Genomic DNA, 21262 nt, shown 5'->3' with positions numbered 1-21262 from the left:
TGACATGATTCGGCGCGTGAACGCCCTAGCATCCGCCCAGCCCGACTCCGTCCTCGCCGACGCGGTCGAGGCGGCTCGCGAGATCCTGCGCGAGGAGGCGCCGGCCGACCAGGTCGGCGAGCACCTCTCGGTCGTCGCGGAGGACGCGACCACGGTGACGCACGTCTTCGCCTGCACCCACCCCGGCTACGTCGGCTGGCAGTGGTCGGTCACCATCTCCCGCGCCCCCGACGACACCCGGGTCACCGCCGACGAGGTGGTCCTGCTGCCCGGACCCGACGCCATCGTCGCGCCCGGCTGGGTGCCCTACAAGGAGCGGCTCCAGCCCGGCGACCTGTCTCCCGGCGACCTGCTGCCGGTCGAGGACGAGGATCCGCGACTGGTGCCGACGTACTCCTTCGGCGACGACCCGCTGAGCGCCGAGGACCGCGTCCAGGTCAAGGAGGTCGCGGCAGAGCTCGGCCTGGGTCGGGTCCGGACCCTCTCGATCGAGGGGCGCGACCAGGCCGCACAGCGCTGGTACGACGGGGACAGCGGCCCCGAGTCGCCGATCGCGAAGGCGGCCCCGGAGCCGTGCTCGACCTGCGGGTTCCTGGTGCGGCTGGCCGGCCCGCTGGCCGAGATGTTCGGGGTCTGCGCCAACGGCAACGCCAACGACGACGGCCGGGTGGTCAGCTTCGACCACGGCTGCGGTGCGCACTCCGAGGTCAAGCTGGCCCGCAAGCAGCAGCCGCTGCCGATGCCGGAGCACGCCTTCGACACCCTCGACCGGGACCTGGAGTCCTTCTAGTCCCGACCTGGTCCCGACCGTCTCGGTCAGGCCTCCCCACCTCGACCGCGGCGTCAGGTCAGGTCCGGCGGCGACCGCCGGCGTCGGTGACCGGCGCGGCGGCGCGGGTGCGACGGCGCCGGCAGTACTCCAGACCGAAGAGCCCCAGGCCCAGCCCGGCCATGCAGGTCCACAGCCACCACAGCCGTCCGGAGTCCTGCAGCGGTCCGTAGAACGGCAGCAGCGCCACGAAGCCCACGAGCCACAGCGCCGTGCCGACCTCCATCGTCCGCACGCCGTCGACGTCGAGGGGCTCGACGTCGGCGATCGCGTAGAGAGAGCGTCCGACGTCGTGCTGGGGGTGCTGGTCGCCGGGGAGTTCCACGTCCCTCACGTTACATGTTGGTGATCGGTGTCCCGCTCCTCCGGCGCGTCTGCGAGGATTCGCTTTCGTGGACAATGACGTGGACGAGAAGGCAGCCCCCGCACGCGGTTGGCTCGATGGTTTCTTCAAGATCAGCGAACGGGGATCCAGCACCGGTCGGGAGGTGCGCGGCGGCGTCGTCACCTTCCTCACGATGGCCTACATCGTGGTGCTCAACCCGCTGATCCTGGGCTTCGTGCCTGATTCCGAGGGCAACTTCCTGGGGGCCGCGGACGGGGCCGGGCCCAACCTGCCGGCCATCGCGGCCGGTACCGCGCTGGTCGCCGGCGTGCTCTGCATCCTGATGGGGGCGGCGGCCAACTTCCCGCTCGCGCTCGCCGCCGGGCTGGGACTCAACGCCTTCGTCGCCTTCTCGATCGCCACGAAGTCGACCTGGGACGACGCGATGGGCCTGGTGGTGCTCGAGGGCATCGTGATCCTGCTCCTGGTGCTGACCGGTTTCCGCACCGCCGTGTTCCGTGCGGTGCCCCAGCAGCTCAAGGTCGCGATCTCGGTGGGGATCGGTCTGTTCATCGCACTCATCGGCTTCGTCGACGCCGGGTTCGTGACCCGCATCCCCGATGCTTCCCAGACCACCGTCCCCGTGCAGCTCGGCGCCGGCGGGACGCTGTCGGGGTGGCCGGTGCTGGTCTTCGCCTTCGGCCTGCTCCTGCTGATCGCCCTGTGGGTGCGCAAGGTCCGGGGGGCCATCCTGATCGGGATCGTGGTCACCACGATCGTCGCGGTCCTGGTCGAGGCGGTGCTCGACCTGGGTCCGGCGTCCGAGAACGCCGGCGGCTGGGTGCTGAGCGTGCCGGACTTCGGCGGCTCCCTGGTCGGCGTGCCCGACTTCGCCACCCTGGGGCAGTTCTCGCTCTTCGGCGCGTTCAGCAGCCTGGAGGGTGGCGCGATCGCGGCTCTGCTCCTGGTGTTCTCCCTGATGCTCGCCGACTTCTTCGACACCATGGGCACCATGACGGCCATCGGGGCCGAGGCCGGTCTGAACGACGAGGAGGGCAGCCCGCCCAACGCCCAGCGCATCCTGGTCGTCGACTCGATCGCGGCCATGGCCGGTGGGGCCGGGGGAGTGTCCTCCAACACCTCCTACATCGAGTCCGCCTCGGGCGTGGGCGAGGGAGCCCGCACGGGTCTGGCCGCCATCGTCACCGGCGTGCTGTTCCTGGCGGCCACCTTCTTCACCCCCGTGGTGGAGGCGATCCCGTCCGAGGCGGCGGTGCCCGCCCTGGTGCTCGTCGGGTTCCTGATGATGCAGCAGGTCACCGGCATCAGCTGGGACGACGTGGAGATCGCCATCCCGGCCTTCCTGACCATCGTGCTGATGCCGTTCACCTACTCGATCACCGCAGGCATCGGCGGGGGCTTCCTGGCCTTCGTGCTGATCAAGGTGGTGGTGGGCAAGGTCCGTGAGGTCCACCCGCTGATGTGGATCGTCGCCGCCCTCTTCGTCGTCTACTTCACCATCAACCCGGTCACCTCCTGGCTCACCTGAGCCGGCACACCCCAGCTGGCACACCCAGCCCCCCACGCCCCTGCGGCCGCCACCGGCGCTGCTCGGGCGTGGGGGGCTTCGTCGTTGACGGGGTGTGCAGCAACTCACGCACTGGCGGATGTATTTACCCAAGGTAATGACCTAGACTAAGGACATGTCCACCCTCGAGGAAGCGCTCAGCGACACCGGCCTCGCGGCCGAGCTCCGGATGGGGGTGATGCGGCTGCGCCGACGGCTGGCCATCGAGCGTCACCCGGACAACGAGCTCAGCCTCGGTGCGATGACCGTGCTGGGCAGCCTCTTCCGCTTCGGTGACATGGGCATCGGCGACCTCGCCGGGGCCGAGCGTGTGCAACCGCCCTCGATGACCCGCACGGTCACGGCCCTGGAGAACGAGGGGTACCTGGTACGGCGTCCGCACGAGACCGACCGCCGCCAGGTCGTGGTCTCCCTGACCGACCTGGGACGCGCCACCCTCCTGGCCGACCGGGAGCGGCGCGACGCCTGGTTGGCGCGACGGCTCCAGGAGCTCACGCCCGATGACCGCGAGACGCTGTGCCGCGCCGCCCTGCTCCTCCAACGACTAGCACAGGAAGACTGATCCCCACCTCTTGAGTCCCACCTTCCGCTCCCTCGCCAACGCCAACTACCGGCTGTACGCCGCCGGCGGTGTCGTCTCCAACACCGGCACCTGGATGCAGCGCGTCGCGCAGGACTGGCTCGTCCTCCAGCTGAGCTCCAACGCCGGCTCCGCGCTGGGCATCACCACCGGCCTGCAGTTCCTGCCGATCCTGCTGCTCTCGCCGTTCGCCGGCCTCGTCGCCGACCGGGTGCCCAAGCACCGCCTGCTGCAGCTGACCAACCTGGGCATGGCGCTCCCGGCGCTCGTGCTGGGACTGCTGGCGGTCACCGGCACGGCCCAGATCTGGCACGTGTACGTGCTCGCGTTCGTCCTGGGCATCTCCTCGGCCTTCGACGCCCCCGCACGCCAGTCCTTCGTCTCGGAGATGGTCGAGCCGGAGGACCTGTCGAACGCCGTGGGGCTCAACTCGGCCTCGTTCAACGCCGCCCGGCTGGTCGGCCCCGGGCTGGCCGGTCTGCTGATCGCCGCCTTCGGTGGCGGCGTCGCGGGCACCGGGTGGGTGATCCTGTTCAACGCGGTCTCCTACGCGGCGCCCATCGCCACGCTCCGCAGGCTGGACGTGAGCCAGCTGGACACCCCGGCGCCGATGGAGCGCGGCCCGGGCGCGATCAGGGCTGGCGTCAGCTACGTGCGCAACCGCCCCGACCTGATGCTGATCCTGGCGATCGTCTTCGTGGCCGGGACGTTCGGGCTCAACTTCCAGCTCACCTCGGCGCTGATGGCCACCGAGGTCTTCGGCAAGGGCCCCACCGAGTACGGGATGCTCGGCACCTTCCTCGCCGTGGGCTCCCTGACCGGCGCCCTGCTCGCGGCCCGACGCGAACGGGTCAGGCACCGGCTGGTGGTCGGCGCGGCCCTGGTCTTCGGTGCTGTGGAGGTGGTCTCGGGACTTGCGCCCACCTATCTGACGTTCGCGCTGCTCGCACCGGTCCTGGGCCTGACCTCGCTGACCATGATCACCGCCGCCAACGCCTACATGCAGATGAGCACCGAGTCCGGGATGCGCGGACGCGTGATGGCGCTCTACCTGATGGTCTTCATGGGCGGGACTCCCGTCGGAGCCCCGGTGCTGGGCTGGATCGGCGAGGCCTTCGGGGCCCGTTGGACGCTGCTGCTCGGCGGCGGGATCACGATGGCCGGGGTCGCCCTCGCGGCCGTCGCCTACCTGGTGGCGACCAGGCCTGCTCGCCCCGTTTTGACCCTCGCCCACGCGAGCGAGTAGCCTCAATCCTCGTGTCTGGTACGTCCAGGCTCATGCGCGTGCCCGGACATCGTCCCTTTCGCGCTGATCGACAGGCACACAGATCAAACCGCAGCATCCCGTGCCCGACAAGGCGTCGGCCGTGACGAGTGAACAAGAAGGGGAACCACCCGGTGCCCACCATTCAGCAGTTGGTCCGCAAGGGCCGCCAGGACAAGGTGTCCAAGAGCAAGACCCCCGCGCTCAAGGGCTCGCCCCAGCGCCGCGGTGTCTGCACCCGCGTCTACACCACCACCCCGAAGAAGCCGAACTCCGCCCTCCGCAAGGTCGCCCGTGTGCGCCTGTCGAGCGGCGTCGAGGTCACGGCCTACATCCCGGGCGTGGGCCACAACCTCCAGGAGCACTCCATCGTGCTCGTCCGCGGCGGCCGGGTGAAGGACCTTCCCGGTGTCCGTTACAAGATCATCCGCGGCACGCTCGACACCCAGGGCGTGAAGAACCGTAAGCAGGCCCGCAGCCGCTACGGCGCGAAGAAGGAGAAGAGCTGATATGCCGCGCAAGGGTCCCGCACCGAAGCGTCCGCTTGACGTCGACCCCGTCTACGGGTCGCAGATCGTCACCCAGCTCGTCAGCAAGGTCCTCCAGGACGGCAAGAAGCAGGTTGCTCAGCGCATCGTCTACACCGCGCTCGAGGGCTGCCGCGAGAAGACCGGCACCGACCCCGTGCTCACGCTCAAGCGTGCGCTCGACAACGTGAAGCCGGCCATCGAGGTCAAGTCCCGCCGCGTCGGTGGGGCGACCTACCAGGTCCCGATCGAGGTCAAGGCCAACCGCAGCACGACGCTGGCCCTGCGCTGGCTCGTCGGCTACGCCGCCGACCGTCGTGAGAAGACCATGGCCGAGCGCCTGATGAACGAGATCCTCGACGCGAGCAACGGCCTCGGCGCCGCTGTGAAGAAGCGCGAGGACACGCACAAGATGGCGGAGTCCAACAAGGCCTTCGCCCACTACCGCTGGTGATCCCGCAGGCGTACGCCGCCTCCGCGGCGTACGCCTGGCACCCACCGCACCCTCAACACTCGTTAGGAACTGTGACTTTCAGTGGCCGTTGACATCACCACGGACCTCAACAAGGTCCGCAACATCGGCATCATGGCGCACATCGACGCCGGCAAGACCACCACCACCGAGCGCATCCTGTTCTACACCGGTATCACGTACAAGATCGGTGAGGTCCACGACGGCGGCGCCACCATGGACTGGATGGAGCAGGAGCAGGAGCGCGGCATCACGATCACGTCCGCCGCGACCACCTGCTGGTGGAAGGACCACCAGATCAACATCATCGACACCCCCGGGCACGTCGACTTCACCGCCGAGGTCGAGCGCTCGCTGCGCGTCCTTGACGGCGCCGTCGCCGTCTTCGACGGTGTCGCGGGCGTCGAGCCGCAGACCATGACGGTCTGGCGTCAGGCCAACAAGTACGCCGTGCCGCGGATGTGCTTCGTCAACAAGCTCGACCGCACCGGAGCGGACTTCTTCCGCTGCGTCGACATGATGGTCGAGCGCCTGAACTCCACCCCGCTGGTGCTGCAGCTCCCGATCGGTGCCGAGGGTGACTTCATCGGTGTCGTGGACCTGATCGGCATGCGTGCCCTGACCTGGCGTGGCGAGACCACGATGGGTGAGGACTACGAGATCGAGGAGATCCCGGCCGAGCTCGCCGAGCAGGCCGCGGACTACCGCACCCGGCTCATCGAGACCCTCGCCGACGCCGACGACGACATCATGGAGAAGTACCTCGACGAGGGCGAGGAGAACTTCACCGTCCCCGAGCTCGAGGACGCCATCCGTCGCGCGACGCTGGCCGACAAGCTCAACCCGGTCCTGTGCGGCACCGCGTTCAAGAACAAGGGCGTCCAGCCCCTGCTCGACGCCGTCGTCAAGTTCCTGCCCTCGCCGCTCGACATCGAGGGCATCGTCGGGCACGACCCGCGCGACGAGTCCAAGGAGATCGTGCGCAAGCCGAGCGACGACGAGCCGTTCTCCGGCCTCGCCTACAAGATCGCCTCGGACCCGCACCTGGGCAAGCTGATCTACGTCCGCGTCTACTCGGGCAAGCTCGAGGCCGGCACGACCGTGGTCAACTCGGTCAACGGCAAGAAGGAGCGGATCGGCAAGGTCTACCAGATGCACGCCAACAAGCGTGAGGAGATCGCGTCGGTCGGCGCCGGCCAGATCGTGGCCGTCATGGGCCTGAAGGACACCAAGACCGGTCACACCCTGTGCGACCCGGCCAAGCAGGTCGTCCTGGAGTCCATGACCTTCCCCGCGCCCGTGATCGAGGTGGCCATCGAGCCGAAGACCAAGAGCGACCAGGAGAAGCTGGGAACCGCGATCCAGCGGCTCTCCGACGAGGACCCCACCTTCACGGTGAAGACCGACGAGGAGACCGGCCAGACGATCATCGCCGGCATGGGCGAGCTCCACCTGGAGATCCTGGTCGACCGGATGAAGCGCGAGTTCCGCGTCGAGGCGACCGTCGGCAAGCCGCAGGTGGCCTACCGCGAGACGATCCGCAAGGCGATCAAGAACCACAGCTACACGCACAAGAAGCAGACCGGTGGTTCGGGTCAGTTCGCCAAGGTGGTCGTCAGCCTGGAGCCCAACATCGACCCCGAGACCGGGACCGGTGCTGGCTACGAGTTCGTCAACGCCGTCTCCGGTGGTCGCATCCCGCGGGAGTACATCCCCTCGGTCGACGCCGGCGGCCAGGACGCCATGGAGTTCGGCGTGCTCGCCGGCTACCCCATGGTGGACGTCAAGTTCACCCTCGAGGACGGCGCCTACCACGACGTCGACTCGTCTGAGCTCGCCTTCAAGATCGCCGGAAACCAGGCGTTCAAGGAGGCCGCACGGATGGCCAAGGCCGTCCTGCTCGAGCCGATGTTCGCGGTCGAGGTGACCACGCCCGACAGCTTCCTGGGCACGGTCATCGGCGACATCAACTCGCGACGCGGGCAGATCCAGGCCCAGGAGGAGCGCCACGGCGACATGGTCGTCAACGCCCTTGTGCCGCTGTCGGAGATGTTCGGGTACGTTGGCGACCTGAGGTCCAAGACCTCCGGGCAGGCGTCGTACTCGATGGAGTTCGACTCGTACGCCGAGGTTCCTTCGAACATCGCCGACGAGATCATCAAGAAGGTCCGCGGCGAGTAGTTCGCCCGGATCCTCGGCTGCACCAAAACCCCACGAGTCAATGAAACAATCAACAGGAGGAGCCCACAGTGGCTAAGGCGAAGTTCGAGCGGACCAAGCCGCACGTCAACATCGGCACGATCGGTCACATCGACCACGGCAAGACCACCTTGACCGCGGCGATCACTAAGGTTCTGCACGACAAGTACCCGAACCTGAACGAGGCCTCGGCCTTCGACCAGATCGACAAGGCTCCTGAGGAGCGCCAGCGCGGTATCACGATCTCCATCGCGCACGTTGAGTACCAGACCGAGGCGCGCCACTACGCGCACGTCGACTGCCCTGGTCACGCGGACTACATCAAGAACATGATCACCGGTGCTGCGCAGATGGACGGCGCGATCCTGGTGGTCGCCGCGACCGACGGCCCGATGCCCCAGACCCGCGAGCACGTGCTGCTCGCTCGCCAGGTCGGCGTGCCGTCCCTGGTGGTCGCGCTCAACAAGTGCGACATGGTCGACGACGAGGAGCTCATCGAGCTCGTCGAGATGGAGGTGCGCGAGCTCCTCTCCGAGTACGAGTACCCGGGCGACGACATTCCCGTCGTGCGCGTCGCGGCGTTCCCTGCCCTGCAGGGTGACGAGAAGTGGGGCGACTCGATCCTCGAGCTCATGAACGCGGTCGACGAGGCCATCCCCACGCCTGCGCGTGAGGTTGACAAGCCGTTCCTCATGCCCGTCGAGGACGTCTTCACCATCACGGGTCGCGGCACGGTCATCACCGGCCGTATCGAGCGCGGCATCGTGAAGGTCAACGAGGAGGTCGAGATCATCGGCATCCGCGAGAAGGCCCAGAAGTCCACCGTCACCGGTGTCGAGATGTTCCGCAAGCTGCTCGACGAGGGCCAGGCCGGTGAGAACGTCGGTCTGCTGCTTCGTGGCACCAAGCGCGAGGACATCGAGCGCGGCATGGTCGTCATCAAGCCGGGCACCACGACCCCGCACACCAACTTCGAGGCCTCGGTCTACATCCTCTCGAAGGAGGAGGGCGGTCGCCACACCCCGTTCTTCAACAACTACCGTCCCCAGTTCTACTTCCGCACCACGGACGTGACTGGCGTGGTGACCCTCCCCGAGGGCACCGAGATGGTGATGCCGGGTGACAACACCGAGATGTCGGTCGAGCTCATCCAGCCCATCGCCATGGACGAGGGTCTGAAGTTCGCGATCCGCGAGGGTGGCCGCACCGTCGGCGCCGGCCGGGTCACCAAGATCAACAAGTGATCACCGCCGGTCACTGACCGGTTGATCGACTAGGAACGGCCCCGGACCTCACGGTCCGGGGCCGTTCTGCGTTCCCGGCTCGCGTAGGCTGCGCGCGTGACACGAGGTGAGCCGGGTGCGGCAGAGGTCGAGGCTGCGGCGGTACGACTGGCACCCGTGGTCCGCCGTACCGAGCTGGAGCTGAGCCCGCGGCTCTCCGCGACCGTGGGGGCGCCGGTCCACCTCAAGCGCGAGAACCGGCAGATCACCCGGTCCTACAAGGTCCGCGGCGCCTACCACCTGATCAGTGGGCTCACGGAGCAGGACCGGAGCAGGGGAGTGGTCTGCGCCAGTGCCGGCAACCACGGCCAGGGCGTCGCCTGGAGCTGCGCCCGGCTGGGCATCGAGGGCAGGGTCTACGTCCCCGGCAGCACCCCCGGCAGAAGCGTCAGCGCATCGTGGCCCTGGGGAGGGGCGGGTCGAGCTGGTGGTGGCAGGAAGCACCTACGACGCCGCGGGGGTCGCGGCGCGTGAGGACGCCGACCGTACCGGGGCGGTGTTCGTGCATCCGTTCGACGACCTGCGGACCATCCTGGGCCAGGGCACCGTGGCGGCGGAGATCGCCGACCAGCTGCAGGGCCCGCTGCACACCGTGCTAGCGCCGGTCGGCGGGGGAGGACTGGTGGCGGGCATGGCCCTGTGGCTGCGCGAGCGCCGGCCCGAGGTGAGGATCATCGGGGTGGAGCCGAGCGGTGCGGCCAGCATGACGGCCGCGTTGTCGGCAGGGCGTCCGGTGGCCCTGGACCGGGTCGACACCTTCGTGGACGGCGCCGCAGTAGGCACCGTCGGGGAGCTCACCTTCCCACTGGTGCGCGACCTCGTGGACGAGGTGGTCACGGTCGACGCGGGCGCGGTGAGCACGGAGATGCTGGAGCTCTACCAGGTGGAGGGCATCATCGCGGAGCCTGCGGGAGCGCTGGCCAGCGCGGCAGCCAGGCAGCTGTCCGGACAGGTGCCGGCCGACCAGGCAGTGGTGTGCGTGGTGTCGGGGGGCAACAACGACGTCAGCCGTTACGGGGAGATCCTCGAGCGCTCGTTGATCCACCTGGGACTGCGCCACTACTTCCTCGTCTCGTTCCCCCAGGAGCCCGGCGCGCTGCGCCACTTCCTGGCCGACGTGCTCGGGGCGGACGACGACATCGTCGTCTTCGAGTACGTCAAGAAGAACAACCGCGAGACCGGGCCCGCGCTCGTGGGCATCGAGCTCGAGCGGTCCGAGGACCTGGCTGCCCTGTTGGCCCGGATGGAGCGCAGCCCGCTCACCATCGAGCAGGTCTCGCCCGGATCGCCGCTCTTCACCTTCCTGATGTGAGGGACGGGGGCACCCGGCCCGTCGGCGCGGGGGTTCGAGACAATGGTGGCGTGAACGACTCCGGCCCCTCCTCCCACCCCGTGCGCCCCGCGCGCCCGCACCACAAGCTGACCGAGGACGGTCGGCGGATGCGGGAGGTGTTGTCCTACTCGCGGCGAGGAAGCCGGTTCACCCCGCGCCAGGCGGAGGGGTGGGCGGCGCACCAGGCCGACTGGGTGATCCCGGAGGAGGCGGTGGACCGTCCCGGCTTCGACCTGGAGAGCTGGTTCGGCCGTCGCGCTCCGCTGATCGTGGAGATCGGTTCCGGGGTGGGGGAGGCCACGGCCGTGCTGGCCGCGGGTCGCCCCGACCACGACGTGCTCGCCCTGGAGGTCTGGCGGCCCGGAGTGGCCGACGCGCTGCTGCGGGTGGCGGAGGCAGGTGCCACCAACGTGCGGTTCTGCACCCTGGACGCGGCCTGGTTCCTCGAGCACGTGCTGGGTCCCGCGAGCGTGGCCGAGCTGTGGACCTTCTTCCCCGACCCCTGGCACAAGAAGAAGCACAACAAGCGCCGGCTGATCGATCCGGCCTTCGCCACCATGGCCGCCTCGCGCCTGGCACCCGGGGGAGTGTGGCGTCTGGCCACGGACTGGGCCGACTACGCCGAGCAGATGGTCGAGGTGCTGGACGCCGTGCCGGAGCTCACCGGAGGCGTCGTGGAACGGATGGCAGACCGACCGGTGACCCGCTTCGAGCGCAAGGGGCTGGAGAAGGGCCGCCACATCACGGACCTGTGCTACCGGCGGTGACCCCACGCCGGGCGATTTGGAACTGCTCCGGAATTCTGCCAAGATACTCAGGTTGCTCCGGCGGGTCGCCGGGGCGCGCCACATCTTGACTACTGAATCGCGTCTCCCGATGGCTCACGCCGTCGAGCGCCCTGACTCCGTGGTCCAAGCATGTGTGTGCGTCACTGATGAGTCATCAGGCCGAGACCCGATTCCGGCCCGACGAAACGTCGGGCACCACTCAGGAACACAGCAGGATCCAGGTCATGTATCGCGGAAAACTCGCGACACGCCCGACCTCGGGGGTCGGCGGTGAGTGGAGAGAGACAGGCGGCACGGCCTCACCCGAGGACGAGTCGGGAACAGAACAGGACGCGGCACCCCCACCAGGGTGCGAGAGAAGGACGAGAGAGACCTATGGCGGGACAGAAGATCCGCATCAGGCTCAAGGCCTATGACCACGAGGTGATCGACACCTCGGCGCGCAAGATCGTGGACACCGTCACCCGTACGGGTGCCAAGGTCGCCGGCCCTGTGCCGCTGCCGACCGAGAAGAACGTGTACTGCGTCATTCGCTCGCCCCACAAGTACAAGGACTCGCGCGAGCACTTTGAGATGCGCACGCACAAGCGCCTCATCGACATCATCGACCCCACCCCGAAGACTGTCGACTCGCTCATGCGCCTCGATCTGCCCGCGGGTGTCGACATCGAGATCAAGCTCTGAGGTCTGAGACGATGACTTTCGAACGAAACGTGAAGGGCCTGCTGGGCACCAAGCTCGGCATGACCCAGATGTGGGACGAGAAAAACAAGGTCGTCCCCGTGACCGTGATCGGTGCTGCGACCAACGTGGTGACCCAGATCCGTCAGCCCGAGACCGACGGCTACAACGCCATCCAGGTCGGGTACGGCGAGATCGAGGCCCGCAAGGTCAACAAGCCCGAGGCCGGTCACTTCACCAAGGCCGGTGTGACTCCCCGTCGCCACCTGGTCGAGATCCGCACCGCTGACGCGGCGTCGTACGCCCTGGGCCAGGAGCTCAGCCCCGAGCTGTTCGCCGCCGGCGACGAGATCGACGTCACCGGCACCAGCAAGGGCAAGGGCTTCGCCGGTGTCATGAAGCGTCACGGCTTCCACGGCGTGTCCGCCTCGCACGGTGCTCACCGCAACCACCGCAAGCCCGGCTCGATCGGCGCCTGCGCCACTCCGGGTCGCGTCTTCAAGGGCACCCGCATGGCCGGCCGGATGGGTAACGACACCGTCACCACCCAGAACGTCACCGTGCACGCCGTCGACGCCGAGAAGGGCCTGATCCTGCTCAAGGGTGCCGTCCCCGGCCCCCGCGGCGGTCTCGTGGTGCTGCGTTCCGCTGCCAAGAAGACCCAGGAGGCCTGACCCAATGGCTGCCAAGACCGTCAAGGTCGACTTCCCCGCCGAGATCTTCGGCGTCGAGGTCAACATCCCCCTGATCCACCAGGTCGTCGTGGCGCAGCAGGCTGCTGCTCGTCAGGGCACGCACGCCACCAAGACGCGGGCCGACGTCCGCGGTGGTGGCCGCAAGCCCTACAAGCAGAAGGGCACCGGCCGCGCCCGCCAGGGCTCGACCCGGGCGCCGCAGTTCGCCGGCGGTGGCGTCGTCCACGGCCCGCAGCCGCGTTCGTACGACCAGCGCACCCCCAAGAAGATGAAGGCTGCCGCCCTGCGCGGTGCCCTCTCGGACCGGGCGCGCAACGACCGCATCCACGTCGTCGACTCCCTGGTCACCGGTGACAAGCCGTCGACCAAGGTGGCGCTGACGGCGCTGAACGCCCTGACCGACCGTGCCCGGTACCTCCTGGTGCTCGAGCGCAGCGACACCATCACCTGGCTGTCGCTCCGCAACGCGCCCCAGGTGCACATCGTGGCCGTCGACCAGCTCAACACCTATGACGTGCTGGCCTCGGACGACGTGGTCTTCACCAAGGGTGCGTACGACGCGTTCGTCGCCGCCGCTCCCGCGGGCAAGTCGCAGCAGGCCGAGGAGGACCAGAAGTGAGCACCCTGCACAAGGACCACCGGGACATCCTGCTCGCGCCGGTCGTCTCCGAGAAGAGCTACGGCCTCCTCGACGCCAACAAGTACACGTTCCTCGTCCACCCGGACGCGAACAAGACCGAGATCAAGATCGCGGTCGAGAAGGTGTTCAACGTCAAGGTGACCTCGGTCAACACGATCAACCGGGTGGGCAAGACCCGTCGTACCCGCAATGGTCTGGGCAAGCGCAAGGACACCAAGCGCGCCATCGTCAGCCTCGCTGAGGGCCACCGCATCGACATCTTCGGTGGCCCGGTCGGCTGACCGGGAACTGAAGGCGAAGAAGGACTAAGACAATGGCTATCCGCAAGTACAAGCCGACCACCCCGGGCCGTCGTGGCTCCTCGGTGGCCGACTTCGTCGAGATCACCCGGACCACGCCCGAGAAGTCGCTGACCCGTCCGCTGCCCAAGAAGGGCGGCCGCAACAACCAGGGACGCATCACCACGCGTCACCAGGGTGGCGGCCACAAGCGGGCCTACCGGATCATCGACTTCCGTCGCTACGACAAGGACGGCGTGCCGGCCAAGGTCGCTCACATCGAGTACGACCCCAACCGCACCGCCCGCATCGCACTGCTGCACTACGCAGACGGCGAGAAGCGCTACATCATCGCGCCCAAGGACCTCGGTCAGGGCACGGCGGTGGAGAGCGGCGCAGGCGCCGACATCAAGCCGGGCAACAACCTGCCGCTGCGCAACATCCCCGTCGGTACGACGATCCACTGCGTGGAGCTGCGTCCCGGTGGCGGTGCGAAGATCGCCCGCTCGGCCGGCAACTCCGCCCAGCTCGTCGCCAAGGAGGGCTCGCGCGCCACGCTGCGCCTGCCGTCCGGCGAGATGCGCTTCGTCGACGTGCGCTGCCGCGCCACCATCGGTGAGGTCGGCAACGCCGAGCAGTCCAACATCAACTGGGGCAAGGCCGGCCGCATGCGCTGGAAGGGCAAGCGCCCGACTGTCCGTGGTGTGGTCATGAACCCGGTCGACCACCCCCACGGTGGTGGCGAGGGCAAGACCTCGGGTGGTCGTCACCCGGTGTCCCCCTGGGGCAAGCCCGAGGGCCGTACGCGCAAGCGCAAGGCCAGCGACTCCCAGATCATCCGTCGCCGCAAGTCCGGCAAGGGTAGGAAGTAACTGAGATGCCTCGTAGCCTGAAGAAGGGTCCCTTCGTGGACGGCCACCTGATGAAGAAGGTGGACGCGGAGAACGACAAGGGTTCCCACAACGTCATCAAGACCTGGTCGCGCCGGTCGATGATCGTGCCGGCCATGATCGGTCACACGATCGCCGTGCACGACGGTCGCAAGCACGTCCCCGTGTTCGTCACCGACTCCATGGTCGGTCACAAGCTCGGTGAGTTCGCCCCGACCCGCACCTACCGCGGGCACGTCAAGGAAGACCGGAAGGGTCGTCGTCGATGAGTGTCAGTGAGCGTCAGCGCACGAGCGCCCGCCGCGTGTCCCTGCTCGGCGACCAGCCGGGTGCCTTCGCGAGTGCGCGTTACGTGCGAATCACCCCGATGAAGGCTCGCCGTGTCGTCGACATGGTCCGCGGCCTTCCCGTCGACGAGGCCCTCGCGCTGCTGCAGTTCGCGCCGCAGGCCGCCTCCGAGACCGTCTACAAGGTGCTTGAGAGCGCCATCGCCAACGCCGAGAGCGTCGAAGGCCTTGCGAAGGGCGACCTGGTCGTCTCCGTCGCCACGGTCGACGAGGGTCCCACCATGAAGCGTTGGCGTCCGCGTGCGCAGGGTCGTGCGACCCGCATCAACAAGCGCACCAGCCACATCACCCTGGCCGTCCAGCCGGTTGGTGTCGTCGAGAAGAAGGGACGGAAGGCCTGATGGGCCAGAAGATCAACCCGAATGGCTTCCGCCTCGGAATCTCCACGGACCACAAGTCGCGCTGGTACGCCGACAAGCTCTACAAGGCGTACGTCGGCGAGGACGTCGCGATCCGCAAGCTGCTCTCCAAGGGCATGGAGCGGGCCGGCATCTCCAAGGTCGAGATCGAGCGCACCCGGGACCGCGTGCGGGTGGACATCCACACCGCGCGTCCGGGCATCGTCATCGGCCGTCGTGGAGCCGAGGCCGACCGCATCCGCGGCGAGCTCGAGAAGCTGACCGGCAAGCAGGTGCAGCTGAACATCCTCGAGGTCAAGAGCCCCGAGGTCGACGCGCAGCTGGTCGCCCAGGGCGTCGCCGAGCAGCTCTCCGGCCGCGTGCAGTTCCGCCGCGCCATGAAGAAGGCCATGCAGACCTCGATGCGCTCCGGTGCCAAGGGCATCCGGATCCAGTGCTCGGGTCGGCTCAACGGCGCCGAGATGTCGCGTACCGAGTTCTACCGCGAGGGTCGCGTGCCGCTGCACACCCTGCGTGCCGACATCGACTACGGCTTCTACGAGGCTAAGACGACGTTCGGCCGCATCGGCGTGAAGGTCTGGATCTACAAGGGCGAGGTCGCCGGCACCCGTGCCGAGCGTCAGGCCCAGCAGGCTGCCCGCGCCGGCGCTCCCGGTCGCGGCGGTGCAGGTGGCCGTCCCAGCCGCGGCGCCGAGCGTCCCAGCCGTGGCACCCGTGGCAACGCCCGCAGCGACGCGCCGTCGACCGAGGCCGCAGCTCCGGCTGCCGCCGAGGCGCCGGCTGCCGCTCCGGTCGAGGCCGCTCCCACCACCGGACAGGAGGCCTGAGCTCCATGTTGATGCCCCGTCGAGTCAAGCACCGCAAGCAGCACCACCCGAAGCGGACCGGTGCGGCCAAGGGTGGAACGAAGATCGCCTTCGGCGACTTCGGCATCCAGGCGGTCGAGGGTCACTACGTCACGAACCGACAGATCGAGTCTGCTCGTATCGCGATGACCCGCCACATCAAGCGTGGCGGAAAGGTCTGGATCAACATCTACCCGGACCGCCCGCTGACCAAGAAGCCTGCCGAGACCCGCATGGGATCCGGTAAGGGTTCTCCCGAGTGGTGGGTGGCGAACGTCAAGCCCGGCCGCGTCATGTTCGAACTTTCCGGAGTCACCGAGGAGGTTGCTCGCGAGGCCATGCGCCGCGCGATGCACAAGCTCCCGATGAAGTGCCGGTTCATTTCCCGCGAGGCCGGTGAATTCTGATGAGCGACAAGATGAGCGTGAACACGCTCGACGAGCTGGGTGCCGAGGATCTCGAGACCAAGCTGCGAGAGGCCAAGGAGGAGCTCTTCAACCTCCGTTTCCAGTCGGCCACCGGCCAGCTGGACAACAACGGTCGGCTCCGTACGGTCAAGAAGGACATCGCCCGGATCTACACGGTGCTGCGCGAGCGTGAGCTCGGCATCCGCACCGCGCCCGGCGCCGAGAACAAGGAAGAGGCCACCGCATGAGCGAGGCAGTCCGCAACGCCCGCAAGACCCGTGAGGGCCTGGTCGTCAGCGACAAGATGGACAAGACCATCGTGGTCTCCGTCGAGGACCGCGTGAAGCACGCGCTCTACGGCAAGGTCATGCGCCGCACCTCCAAGCTCAAGGCGCACGACGAGACCAACGAGTGCGGCATCGGCGACCGGGTCCTGATCATGGAGACCCGCCCGCTGTCCGCGACCAAGCGCTGGCGCGTGGTCCAGGTCCTCGAAAAGGCCAAGTGACTCCCGGGTCGTCGTTCCTGACGGCCTACCTGATACCAACCACTAGTTCGGCAAGGCTCGCCCGTCCTCGGGCGGCGAGAACCGGCGCGACAACCAGGAGAAACCAATGATCCAGCAGGAGTCGCGACTCAAGGTCGCCGACAACACCGGTGCGAAGGAGATCCTTTGCATCCGTGTTCTCGGTGGTTCGGGTCGCCGCTACGCGGGTATCGGCGACACGATCGTCGCCACCGTCAAGGACGCGATCCCCGGTGGCAACGTGAAGAAGGGTGACGTCGTCAAGGCCGTCATCGTGCGCACCGTCAAGGAGCGCCGCCGCCCGGACGGCTCGTACATCAAGTTCGACGAGAACGCCGCCGTCATCCTCAAGACCGACGGAGAGCCGCGAGGCACTCGCATCTTCGGCCCCGTGGGCCGCGAGCTGCGCGAGAAGAAGTTCATGAAGATCATCTCGCTGGCCCCGGAGGTGCTGTGATGACGAAGAAGGCACCGCACGTGAACATCAAGAAGGGTGACACCGTCAAGGTGATCGCCGGCAAGGACAAGGGCGCCCAGGGCAAGGTCATCTCGGTGCTCCGTGAGGAGCAGCGGGTGATCGTCGAAGGTGTGAACCGCATCAAGCGTCACACCAAGGTCGTCAACTCCGGCGCCGGCAACACCGGTGGCATCATCACGGCCGAGGCACCGATCCACGTCTCGAACGTGATGCTGGTCGAGGACGACGGCGTCAGCCGGGTCGCCTTCCGCCGCGACGACGTGACCAAGAAGCGCAACGACGGCTCGACGTACAGCGCCCAGCGCAGCGTCCGGGTCTCGCGCAAGACCGGGAAGGAGATCTGACGATGGCTGAGTCCACCACCGGGGAGCACACCATTCCCCGTCTGAAGACCCGCTACCGCGAGGAGATCCTCCCCGCGCTGCAGTCCGAGTTCGAGATCAAGAACGTCATGCAGGTCCCTGGCCTCACCAAGGTCGTGGTCAACATGGGTGTCGGCGAGGCAGCTCGCGACTCCAAGCTGATCGAGGGCGCCATCAAGGACCTCACGGCCATCACCGGCCAGAAGCCCATGGTGACGAAGGCCCGCAAGTCGATCGCGCAGTTCAAGCTGCGCGAGGGCATGCCCATCGGCGCCCACGTCACCCTGCGGGGCGACCGCATGTGGGAGTTCATGGACCGGCTGCTGTCGCTGGCCCTGCCCCGCATCCGTGACTTCCGCGGCCTGTCGCCCAAGCAGTTCGACGGGCGCGGCAACTACACCTTCGGTCTCACCGAGCAGGTCATGTTCCACGAGATCGACCAGGACAAGATCGACCGGTCGCGCGGCATGGACATCACGGTCGTGACCACCGCCACCAACGACGACGAGGGTCGGGCGCTGCTCAAGCAGCTCGGCTTCCCGTTCAAGGAGAACTGACATGGCGAAGACTGCTCTGAAGGTGAAGGCGGCTCGCAAGCCGAAGTTCGCCGTGCGCGGATACACCCGTTGCCAGCGGTGCGGACGACCCAAGGCCGTCTACCGCAAGTTCGGCCTGTGCCGCATCTGCCTGCGGGAAATGGCGCACCGGGGCGAGCTGCCCGGCGTGACCAAGTCCTCCTGGTAATCCACCTACTTCAAACCCTGAAGGTCCCGCTTGCGGGAAACCACAGAGAGAAAGGGCCGATTAGGCCATGACCATGACTGACCCGATCGCAGACATGCTTACTCGTCTGCGCAACGCCAACCAGGCGTACCACGACGCGGTGAAGATGCCGTACAGCAAGCTCAAGGAAGGCGTCGCCGAGATCCTTCGGGAGCAGGGGTACATCACCTCCTACGACGTCACCGAGCCCGCCGAGGGCGAGGTGGGCAAGACGCTCCACATCACCCTCAAGTACGGCCGGAACCGCGAGCGCTCCATCGCCGGTGTGCGCCGCATCAGCAAGCCGGGCCTCCGCGTCTACGCGAAGAGCACCGGCCTGCCCAAGGTCCTCGGTGGCATGGGCGTCGCGATCATCTCGACGAGCCAGGGCCTGCTGACCGACCGCCAGGCAAACCAGAAGGGCGTGGGTGGGGAAGTCCTCGCCTACGTCTGGTAACGACGAGACCGAAGGAGGAACGACAATGTCACGAATTGGCAGGCTTCCCATCACGGTCCCGTCGGGCGTCGATGTCGCCATCGACAACGCCCTGGTGACCGTCAAGGGACCCAAGGGCACCCTGAGCCACTCCGTCGCCACGCCCATCACGGTGGCGCGGAACGACGAAGGCGTGCTCGAGGTCAAGCGCCCCAACGACGAGCGTGAGAGCCGCTCGCTGCACGGGCTCACCCGCACCCTGATCAACAACATGGTGATCGGTGTGACCGAGGGCTACGAGAAGAAGCTCGAGATCGTCGGCGTGGGTTACCGCGTGCTCCCCAAGAGCCCGACGCAGCTGGAGTTCCAGCTCGGCTACTCGCACCCCATCGTGGTCGATGCCCCCGAGGGCATCACCTTCACCGTTGAGGGTCCGACCAAGCTCGGTGTCCTCGGCATCGACAAGCAGCTGGTCGGTGAGACCGCTGCGAAGATTCGCAAGCTTCGCAAGCCCGAGCCCTACAAGGGCAAGGGCGTGCGTTACGCCGGCGAGCAGGTCCGCCGCAAGGTCGGAAAGGCTGGTAAGTAGCACATGGGTATCTCGCTCTCCAACAACAAGCACACCGCTGGTCGGGTCAAGTCCCGGCTCAAGCGGCAGATGCGTGGCCGCAAGAAGGTCTCCGGCACCGCCGAGCGTCCCCGCCTGGTCGTCACCCGTTCCGCCAAGCACATCAGCGTGCAGGTGGTCGACGACCTGGTCGGCAAGACCCTGGCCTACGCCTCCACCATGGAGGCGGACGTCCGCTCGGAGTCTGGCGACAAGACGGCCAAGGCGAAGAAGGTCGGCGCACTCGTGGCCGAGCGTGCCAAGGCTGCTGGTGTCGACGGCGTGGTCTTCGACCGTGCCGGCAACAAGTACCACGGCCGCGTCGCGGCCCTGGCCGACGCCGCCCGCGAGGGCGGGCTGGCTTTCTGATCGCAAGACAAGCAAGAAAGAGAAGAGGAAGAGTCTCATGAGCGGAGCCCAGCGCGGACAGCGCGGAGGCGAGCGCCGTGGCAACCGCGACGATCGTCGTGGTGGCCAGGCCGAGAAGACCGCCTACATCGAGCGCGTCGTTGCGATCAACCGAGTCGCCAAGGTCGTGAAGGGTGGTCGTCGCTTCAGCTTCACCGCCCTCGTGATCGTGGGTGACGGCGAAGGTCTCGTTGGCGTCGGCTACGGCAAGGCGAAGGAAGTTCCCGCGGCGATCGCCAAGGGTGTCGAGGAGGCCAAGAAGCACTTCTTCAAGGTTCCTCGCATCCAGGGCACCATCCCGCACCCCGTGCAGGGGGAGAAGGCGGCTGGCGTCGTCATGCTCCGTCCTGCCGCCCCTGGTACCGGTGTCATCGCCGGTGGCCCGGTGCGTGCGGTGCTGGAGTGCGCGGGAATCCATGACGTGCTGAGCAAGTCGCTCGGTTCGTCCAACCAGATCAACATCGTCCACGCGACGGTCGCGGCGCTGCAGATGCTCGAGGAGCCGGAGCAGGTCGCTGCTCGTCGTGGGCTCACCGTCGAGCAGGTCACGCCGGCTGCGATCCTGCGGGCCCGGGCGGAGGTGTCATCCTGATGGCACAGCTCAAGGTCCAGCAGAAGCGCGGGCTGGTCGGCCTGAAGGCCAACCAGCGCGAGACGCTGCGCACGCTCGGTCTCAAGCGGATCGGCGACGTCGTCGTCAAGGAGGACCGCCCGGAGATCCGGGGCATGGTCAACACGGTCCGTCACCTGGTGACGGTAGAGGAGGTGGAGTGATATGACGCTCAAGCTGCACCACCTGCGTCCGGCTCCCGGTGCGAAGACTGCCAAGACCCGCGTGGGCCGTGGTGAGGGTTCCAAGGGTAAGACCTCGGGTCGCGGTACCAAGGGCACCAAGGCTCGCTACCAGGTCCCGGTCGCCTTCGAGGGTGGCCAGATGCCCATCCACATGCGGCTCCCCAAGCTGAAGGGGTTCAAGAACCCCTTCAAGGTGGAGTTCCAGGTCGTCAACCTCGACAGCCTGAACGCTCTCTTCCCCTCGGGTGGAGTCGTCGGCATCGAGGACCTGGTCGCCAAGGGCGCGGTCCGCAAGGGCCACCCGGTCAAGGTGCTCGGTCAGGGCGAGATCACGGTCGCGCTCCAGGTGAGCGCCAACGCGTTCTCGGCCTCGGCCAAGTCCAAGATCGAGGCCGCGGGCGGCACCACCACGGTGGTCTGACCCGACCTCGAGACACAGCAACGAGCGCGGGGCTCGTCCCAGCCGCCATGTGCGGCGAGGACGGGCCCCGTACTCGTGTCCGAAGGGTGCACGGCACCCTGTTAGGCTTCCCCGGGTCCTCGGGACGGTAGATCGAG

The 21262-nt window shown here is 67.6% G+C and carries 33 protein-coding genes; 32 read left to right on the top strand and 1 reads right to left on the bottom strand.

The features are described 5' to 3' along the window. Positions 1-16: 16 nt before the first annotated feature. Positions 17-790: a DUF3027 domain-containing protein gene (locus tag C0R66_RS14195; RefSeq protein ID WP_241901451.1), complete on the top strand. Its 774-nt coding sequence runs from the start codon at positions 17-19 to the stop codon at positions 788-790. A 58-nt stretch (positions 791-848) separates the two neighbouring features. On the opposite strand, the gene C0R66_RS14190 is transcribed toward C0R66_RS14195, so the two are convergent. Beyond that, positions 849-1154 (bottom strand): DUF2530 domain-containing protein, encoded by a 306-nt coding sequence (locus C0R66_RS14190; protein ID WP_240311550.1) that lies wholly within the window; start codon positions 1152-1154, stop codon positions 849-851. Positions 1155-1233: 79 nt separating this feature from the next. Between C0R66_RS14190 and C0R66_RS14185 the strand changes: the two genes are divergently transcribed. The 31 genes from C0R66_RS14185 (at position 1234) to rplO (ending at position 21125) form a co-directional block, all read left to right on the top strand. Further along, complete coding sequence (locus C0R66_RS14185; protein WP_479684924.1) at positions 1234-2703, top strand: NCS2 family permease; 1470 nt, start codon at positions 1234-1236, stop codon at positions 2701-2703. Between the two features lie 154 nt (positions 2704-2857). Then, positions 2858-3304 (top strand): MarR family winged helix-turn-helix transcriptional regulator, encoded by a 447-nt coding sequence (locus tag C0R66_RS14180; RefSeq protein ID WP_101525256.1) that lies wholly within the window; start codon positions 2858-2860, stop codon positions 3302-3304. A 10-nt stretch (positions 3305-3314) separates the two neighbouring features. Further along, on the top strand, positions 3315-4568 hold the full coding sequence (locus tag C0R66_RS14175; RefSeq protein ID WP_101525255.1) for an MFS transporter: 1254 nt from the start codon (positions 3315-3317) through the stop codon (positions 4566-4568). Between the two features lie 152 nt (positions 4569-4720). Then, on the top strand, positions 4721-5095 hold the full coding sequence (gene rpsL / locus C0R66_RS14170; protein ID WP_101526259.1) for a 30S ribosomal protein S12: 375 nt from the start codon (positions 4721-4723) through the stop codon (positions 5093-5095). A gap of 1 nt (position 5096) precedes the next feature. Continuing rightward, on the top strand, positions 5097-5567 hold the full coding sequence (gene rpsG / locus C0R66_RS14165; protein ID WP_101525254.1) for a 30S ribosomal protein S7: 471 nt from the start codon (positions 5097-5099) through the stop codon (positions 5565-5567). A gap of 81 nt (positions 5568-5648) precedes the next feature. Further along, positions 5649-7766 (top strand): elongation factor G, encoded by a 2118-nt coding sequence (gene fusA, locus C0R66_RS14160; RefSeq protein WP_101525253.1) that lies wholly within the window; start codon positions 5649-5651, stop codon positions 7764-7766. Between the two features lie 68 nt (positions 7767-7834). Next, positions 7835-9028, top strand: a complete 1194-nt coding sequence (tuf, locus tag C0R66_RS14155; RefSeq protein ID WP_101525252.1) for an elongation factor Tu — start codon at positions 7835-7837, stop codon at positions 9026-9028. A 96-nt stretch (positions 9029-9124) separates the two neighbouring features. Continuing rightward, the gene (locus tag C0R66_RS19995) at positions 9125-9541 is read left to right on the top strand and encodes a pyridoxal-phosphate dependent enzyme (RefSeq protein ID WP_277869128.1); all 417 of its coding nucleotides are present in this window, start codon (positions 9125-9127) and stop codon (positions 9539-9541) included. Further along, complete coding sequence (locus C0R66_RS19990; protein ID WP_277869127.1) at positions 9498-10379, top strand: pyridoxal-phosphate dependent enzyme; 882 nt, start codon at positions 9498-9500, stop codon at positions 10377-10379. Before C0R66_RS19995 ends, C0R66_RS19990 begins: the two co-directional genes overlap by 44 nt. A gap of 50 nt (positions 10380-10429) precedes the next feature. Beyond that, entirely contained in the window at positions 10430-11167 is a 738-nt protein-coding gene (gene trmB, locus C0R66_RS14145) for a tRNA (guanosine(46)-N7)-methyltransferase TrmB (protein ID WP_241901450.1), read from the top strand. Positions 11168-11563: 396 nt separating this feature from the next. Continuing rightward, positions 11564-11872: a 30S ribosomal protein S10 gene (rpsJ, locus tag C0R66_RS14140; protein ID WP_008360994.1), complete on the top strand. Its 309-nt coding sequence runs from the start codon at positions 11564-11566 to the stop codon at positions 11870-11872. Between the two features lie 11 nt (positions 11873-11883). Beyond that, positions 11884-12543, top strand: a complete 660-nt coding sequence (rplC, locus tag C0R66_RS14135; RefSeq protein ID WP_101525251.1) for a 50S ribosomal protein L3 — start codon at positions 11884-11886, stop codon at positions 12541-12543. 4 nt (positions 12544-12547) lie between these two features. After that, positions 12548-13183 carry a 50S ribosomal protein L4 gene (gene rplD, locus C0R66_RS14130; RefSeq protein ID WP_101525250.1) on the top strand — a complete coding sequence of 212 codons (636 nt, stop codon included), beginning with the start codon at positions 12548-12550 and terminating at the stop codon, positions 13181-13183. Continuing rightward, positions 13180-13485, top strand: a complete 306-nt coding sequence (rplW, locus tag C0R66_RS14125) for a 50S ribosomal protein L23 (protein WP_101525249.1) — start codon at positions 13180-13182, stop codon at positions 13483-13485. The genes rplD and rplW overlap by 4 nt, the downstream gene beginning before the upstream one ends. Positions 13486-13517: 32 nt before the next feature. Further along, a complete protein-coding gene (gene rplB, locus C0R66_RS14120) occupies positions 13518-14354 on the top strand; it encodes a 50S ribosomal protein L2 (RefSeq protein WP_101525248.1) in 837 nt (278 codons plus the stop codon). Between the two features lie 5 nt (positions 14355-14359). Beyond that, positions 14360-14641, top strand: a complete 282-nt coding sequence (gene rpsS, locus C0R66_RS14115; protein ID WP_101525247.1) for a 30S ribosomal protein S19 — start codon at positions 14360-14362, stop codon at positions 14639-14641. Then, positions 14638-15060, top strand: coding sequence for a 50S ribosomal protein L22 (rplV, locus tag C0R66_RS14110; protein WP_101525246.1), 423 nt, complete (start codon positions 14638-14640; stop codon positions 15058-15060). The genes rpsS and rplV overlap by 4 nt, the downstream gene beginning before the upstream one ends. Continuing rightward, on the top strand, positions 15060-15905 hold the full coding sequence (gene rpsC, locus C0R66_RS14105; RefSeq protein WP_101525245.1) for a 30S ribosomal protein S3: 846 nt from the start codon (positions 15060-15062) through the stop codon (positions 15903-15905). The genes rplV and rpsC overlap by 1 nt, the downstream gene beginning before the upstream one ends. A 5-nt stretch (positions 15906-15910) precedes the next feature. After that, positions 15911-16330 (top strand): 50S ribosomal protein L16, encoded by a 420-nt coding sequence (gene rplP, locus C0R66_RS14100; protein WP_101525244.1) that lies wholly within the window; start codon positions 15911-15913, stop codon positions 16328-16330. Then, positions 16330-16578 carry a 50S ribosomal protein L29 gene (gene rpmC / locus C0R66_RS14095; protein WP_101525243.1) on the top strand — a complete coding sequence of 83 codons (249 nt, stop codon included), beginning with the start codon at positions 16330-16332 and terminating at the stop codon, positions 16576-16578. Before rplP ends, rpmC begins: the two co-directional genes overlap by 1 nt. Beyond that, positions 16575-16838 carry a 30S ribosomal protein S17 gene (gene rpsQ, locus C0R66_RS14090; RefSeq protein WP_101525242.1) on the top strand — a complete coding sequence of 88 codons (264 nt, stop codon included), beginning with the start codon at positions 16575-16577 and terminating at the stop codon, positions 16836-16838. The genes rpmC and rpsQ overlap by 4 nt, the downstream gene beginning before the upstream one ends. A gap of 106 nt (positions 16839-16944) precedes the next feature. After that, on the top strand, positions 16945-17313 hold the full coding sequence (rplN, locus tag C0R66_RS14085; RefSeq protein WP_101525241.1) for a 50S ribosomal protein L14: 369 nt from the start codon (positions 16945-16947) through the stop codon (positions 17311-17313). Then, positions 17313-17678 (top strand): 50S ribosomal protein L24, encoded by a 366-nt coding sequence (gene rplX, locus C0R66_RS14080; protein WP_101525240.1) that lies wholly within the window; start codon positions 17313-17315, stop codon positions 17676-17678. The genes rplN and rplX overlap by 1 nt, the downstream gene beginning before the upstream one ends. 2 nt (positions 17679-17680) lie before the next feature. Further along, the gene (gene rplE / locus C0R66_RS14075; protein ID WP_101525239.1) at positions 17681-18253 is read left to right on the top strand and encodes a 50S ribosomal protein L5; all 573 of its coding nucleotides are present in this window, start codon (positions 17681-17683) and stop codon (positions 18251-18253) included. A 1-nt stretch (position 18254) separates the two neighbouring features. Beyond that, a complete protein-coding gene (locus C0R66_RS14070) occupies positions 18255-18440 on the top strand; it encodes a type Z 30S ribosomal protein S14 (RefSeq protein WP_011757321.1) in 186 nt (61 codons plus the stop codon). 67 nt (positions 18441-18507) lie between these two features. After that, complete coding sequence (gene rpsH, locus C0R66_RS14065; protein ID WP_101525238.1) at positions 18508-18915, top strand: 30S ribosomal protein S8; 408 nt, start codon at positions 18508-18510, stop codon at positions 18913-18915. Positions 18916-18940: 25 nt separating this feature from the next. Beyond that, positions 18941-19483 carry a 50S ribosomal protein L6 gene (gene rplF, locus C0R66_RS14060; protein WP_101525237.1) on the top strand — a complete coding sequence of 181 codons (543 nt, stop codon included), beginning with the start codon at positions 18941-18943 and terminating at the stop codon, positions 19481-19483. Between the two features lie 3 nt (positions 19484-19486). After that, a complete protein-coding gene (gene rplR, locus C0R66_RS14055) occupies positions 19487-19870 on the top strand; it encodes a 50S ribosomal protein L18 (RefSeq protein WP_101525236.1) in 384 nt (127 codons plus the stop codon). A gap of 37 nt (positions 19871-19907) precedes the next feature. Beyond that, on the top strand, positions 19908-20501 hold the full coding sequence (rpsE, locus tag C0R66_RS14050; protein ID WP_101525235.1) for a 30S ribosomal protein S5: 594 nt from the start codon (positions 19908-19910) through the stop codon (positions 20499-20501). Continuing rightward, complete coding sequence (gene rpmD / locus C0R66_RS14045; RefSeq protein WP_101525234.1) at positions 20501-20683, top strand: 50S ribosomal protein L30; 183 nt, start codon at positions 20501-20503, stop codon at positions 20681-20683. The genes rpsE and rpmD overlap by 1 nt, the downstream gene beginning before the upstream one ends. A gap of 1 nt (position 20684) precedes the next feature. Further along, positions 20685-21125: a 50S ribosomal protein L15 gene (rplO, locus tag C0R66_RS14040; protein ID WP_101525233.1), complete on the top strand. Its 441-nt coding sequence runs from the start codon at positions 20685-20687 to the stop codon at positions 21123-21125. The last annotated feature ends 137 nt before the right edge of the window (positions 21126-21262 follow it).

The organism is Nocardioides houyundeii, from assembly GCF_002865585.1.
GTDB classification, from domain to species: Bacteria; Actinomycetota; Actinomycetes; order Propionibacteriales; family Nocardioidaceae; genus Nocardioides; species Nocardioides houyundeii.
This window is presented reverse-complemented; position numbering and strand designations above follow the sequence as displayed.

Bases quoted from the DNA above. Each gene is read 5' to 3' on its own strand.
- C0R66_RS14180 (WP_101525256.1), top strand. From the start codon at position 2,858: ATGTCCACCCTCGAGGAAGCGCTCAGCGACACCGGCCTCGCGGCCGAG.
- rpsG (WP_101525254.1), top strand. From the start codon at position 5,097: ATGCCGCGCAAGGGTCCCGCACCGAAGCGTCCGCTTGACGTCGACCCC.
- rpsJ (WP_008360994.1), top strand. From the start codon at position 11,564: ATGGCGGGACAGAAGATCCGCATCAGGCTCAAGGCCTATGACCACGAG.
- rplC (WP_101525251.1), top strand. From the start codon at position 11,884: ATGACTTTCGAACGAAACGTGAAGGGCCTGCTGGGCACCAAGCTCGGC.
- rplD (WP_101525250.1), top strand. From the start codon at position 12,548: ATGGCTGCCAAGACCGTCAAGGTCGACTTCCCCGCCGAGATCTTCGGC.
- rplB (WP_101525248.1), top strand. From the start codon at position 13,518: ATGGCTATCCGCAAGTACAAGCCGACCACCCCGGGCCGTCGTGGCTCC.
- rpsS (WP_101525247.1), top strand. From the start codon at position 14,360: ATGCCTCGTAGCCTGAAGAAGGGTCCCTTCGTGGACGGCCACCTGATG.
- rplV (WP_101525246.1), top strand. From the start codon at position 14,638: ATGAGTGTCAGTGAGCGTCAGCGCACGAGCGCCCGCCGCGTGTCCCTG.
- rpsC (WP_101525245.1), top strand. From the start codon at position 15,060: ATGGGCCAGAAGATCAACCCGAATGGCTTCCGCCTCGGAATCTCCACG.
- rplP (WP_101525244.1), top strand. From the start codon at position 15,911: ATGTTGATGCCCCGTCGAGTCAAGCACCGCAAGCAGCACCACCCGAAG.
- rpmC (WP_101525243.1), top strand. From the start codon at position 16,330: ATGAGCGACAAGATGAGCGTGAACACGCTCGACGAGCTGGGTGCCGAG.
- rpsQ (WP_101525242.1), top strand. From the start codon at position 16,575: ATGAGCGAGGCAGTCCGCAACGCCCGCAAGACCCGTGAGGGCCTGGTC.
- rplN (WP_101525241.1), top strand. From the start codon at position 16,945: ATGATCCAGCAGGAGTCGCGACTCAAGGTCGCCGACAACACCGGTGCG.
- rplX (WP_101525240.1), top strand. From the start codon at position 17,313: ATGACGAAGAAGGCACCGCACGTGAACATCAAGAAGGGTGACACCGTC.
- rplE (WP_101525239.1), top strand. From the start codon at position 17,681: ATGGCTGAGTCCACCACCGGGGAGCACACCATTCCCCGTCTGAAGACC.
- C0R66_RS14070 (WP_011757321.1), top strand. From the start codon at position 18,255: ATGGCGAAGACTGCTCTGAAGGTGAAGGCGGCTCGCAAGCCGAAGTTC.
- rpsH (WP_101525238.1), top strand. From the start codon at position 18,508: ATGACCATGACTGACCCGATCGCAGACATGCTTACTCGTCTGCGCAAC.
- rplF (WP_101525237.1), top strand. From the start codon at position 18,941: ATGTCACGAATTGGCAGGCTTCCCATCACGGTCCCGTCGGGCGTCGAT.
- rplR (WP_101525236.1), top strand. From the start codon at position 19,487: ATGGGTATCTCGCTCTCCAACAACAAGCACACCGCTGGTCGGGTCAAG.
- rpsE (WP_101525235.1), top strand. From the start codon at position 19,908: ATGAGCGGAGCCCAGCGCGGACAGCGCGGAGGCGAGCGCCGTGGCAAC.
- rpmD (WP_101525234.1), top strand. From the start codon at position 20,501: ATGGCACAGCTCAAGGTCCAGCAGAAGCGCGGGCTGGTCGGCCTGAAG.
- rplO (WP_101525233.1), top strand. From the start codon at position 20,685: ATGACGCTCAAGCTGCACCACCTGCGTCCGGCTCCCGGTGCGAAGACT.